Source organism: Streptomyces sp. NRRL S-31 (genome assembly GCF_000718775.1).
Taxonomy (GTDB): domain Bacteria; phylum Actinomycetota; class Actinomycetes; order Streptomycetales; family Streptomycetaceae; genus Streptomyces.
Map to the genome: position 1 here is coordinate 1 of NZ_JOCB01000202.1, position 2,812 is coordinate 2,812.

Annotated in this window: 1 pseudogene; it reads left to right on the forward strand. The window is 73.0% G+C overall.

The window, feature by feature from the left end:
- Positions 1–121: 121 nt before the first annotated feature.
- A pseudogene (locus IF37_RS46520) lies at positions 122–2,812 on the forward strand (hypothetical protein); the annotation flags it as partial.

Below are 2,812 nucleotides of genomic sequence, written 5' to 3' on the forward strand. Positions count from 1 at the left end.
CCGGGCGGATCTCGCCGAGCAGTTGCGCACCGCGCACGCCGTGCTGCGCGAACGGCATGGTGACGGTGGCCTCTTCGAGGATCGCTGGCAGCAGCATGTGCGCGAGGTGACCGGGGAGCACGTGCTCCTGCAGCGTCTTGAGTACACCCAGGTCCGCGAGGAGTGGATACGGCAGGCCCGTGACCGGTTCCACCGTGCCGCGGACGCCTTCGAGGACAGTCTCGCGCAGGGAACACCGCTGGGCGAGGCCGGCCGTGAGCGGCTGGCCCTGGCCTTCGACAAGGACGTCGAACACGCCATCGACGCCGACTGGTTCAGTCATCCGGGCCACCACGATTTCCGCCGCCCGCCACGGCCGGAAGGCGTGCACACCCAGGAAGACGACGCAACCAGCACCGGCACCAGGACCGCGGTCGGCACCAGCACCGGGACCAGGACCGTGGCCGGGCACGGGGACACGGTGCAGGCGCTCCTCCAGAAGAGCCTGGACGACCTGCAGGCGCGCCTGCCCCGGCGCATGGTCCACGAAGCGGAACGCCAGCACCTCATGGAGCGGGCCGGCCGGGACTTCCACGCCCTGGCCGGGCACCCCGACAGCCCCGCCCACCACTACCAGGTCGATGAACGCACCCTGGAACGGCTCGGGGAAGAGTTCCGCGCAGACACCCTGCGCGTCCACGACCGGATCCAGGCCGACACCGACCCCACCCTCCACCGAACCGGCGAAGAAGAACTCACCGCCTGGCTGCGCCACGAGGCCCGCCACGAGAACGCCTTCCACCACGCCTACACCACCGCACGCACCACCCCACCGTCCGGCCCCCGTGACACCGGTGCCCGGGGCAGCACCCCGGGCACCGGCAGCACCACAAGCACCGCACCGGGCAGCACCTCGGCCGCCGGCGGCCCGCGCCCCGTCACGGAAAGCGGCCCCGCCACGGACACCCGTTCCGCCACCGGCCCGTCCGACACCCCAGCACCACCCCTGCCCACCACCACCGACCCCCACCTGCCCGCCCCGACCCACTCCACGGAACAGACCACGCAACGGCCTCCGGGACGGATGGGGGAACGGCCCCCGGTGGCGGACTCCGGGAACGCCCGCCGGACCGAGACCGCCGACCGCACAACCGGTCCGCGGGAGCGCGCGGCCGGGGACGGGACCCGGCAGCAGACAGCCACGCTGTCCGAGGACCGCCCGGCCAGCCGCGCCGACCACGCCGCCGAGGAAGACGCCTACGCCGTCCTGACCGGCGCACCCGTCAAAACCCGCTCGGCGGCCTCCCACCCCACCAGCTCGACCGAACGGGGCACGGCCGAGCCGGATACGGCCGCCGTCATGCCCGCCGCGTCGCAGGCCACCGCCGGGCGCAGCCGGTGGAGGGAACTTGCTTCAACGGCCCCCGACGACGCGAGCCTGGTGCAGGTACACGTCCGGGGCGAACTCCAGCGTCTGGGGCACACGGTGAGCGGCCCGCTCTCCGCCGCCGTGGCCCAGCGCTACGACGAACTCGACCCGGCCTGGGACTCCCACTCCGTGCAGCGGCGTGCGGCCGCCATCGCCCACCGGATCACCACGGGCGACAACCTCCTCCCGATCAGCCGGTGGCAGGAACTGACGAGAAACGATCCGGGCCGGGCGAGTGCGCTGCGGATACTGACCACAGCCGAGCTCCAGCGCGCCCAGTACCCGGCCATGGCGCTCACGGCCGAGGACTTCGCGCACGCCTACGACCACCTCGCCGACCACTGGCACACCCAGCCCCTCGGGGACCAGGCCACCGCCCTCGCCCACCGCATTCGCACCCACACCGACCTCCCTCCCTCCGCCCTCACCCCCACCACTCCAGGACGGACCAGGGCGAAACTGGACCGCGACAGCGCGCAGCGCCTCGACCTAGCCGTCAGGGCCGAACTCGCCACCACCGGTCACCCCCCACACGACCTGCCCCCCCGACAGATCCCCGTCCTCCACCACCTCCTGGACCCTGCCTGGCACGCCATGTCACAGGGTCACCAGGCCGAAGCCATCGCCCGGTGGATCCACACCCAGGTACCCCCCGGCCCACCTGCCGAGACCCGGACGACCCCCGCCCGGCCCGCAACCGTGTCCGCCCCCGCCCTCCTCGCGACCGAGACGTCCACCACCCAGGGTCCCCCCACCGCGTCCGGCTCCACACCCCTCGCCACCGGCACGTCCGCTGAGATGTCCACCGGCACGTCCGCCGAGACGTCCACCGAGGCGAGCGTCGCCGGCTCCCGTGGCGCGGCTGCGGCACGCGAGGACGACCCATTGCTGATCTGGGAGGTGCTGCGTGAGTTCCGCCGCCTCGAACCCACCGGCATCCTGCCTCTGCCCACCCACACCGCCATCCGCATCGCCGCCGCCCGCCTGTCCGCCGGACCCGGACGCGTCACACGGCGTCAACGAGGAGAACAGATCGCGCTATACCTCTTCACCGGACTGATCACCAGCCGACCGCCTCACAGCTCTCCACACGGAACACCGCCCGCCCACGACCAGGAGGCCGACACCAACCCCCCGGCCCGCCAGTGGCCCTCCCACCACTCACCCGCCCCCACGGACCTCCACACCCACAACATCCCGCCCGCCCTGCTCACCCACGCCGCAACCCTGCTCCGCCCACCCCTGCTCATCGGAACCGACCCCGACACCCGAACCCGGCGCAACACCATCCACCACGCCCTGACCCAGATCGCCCACACCCTCCACACCCACGACGAGGACACCGCCCGCACCCTGGCCGACACCCTCGCCACCCACAACCCCAGCCTCCGCTCCCCCCACCCC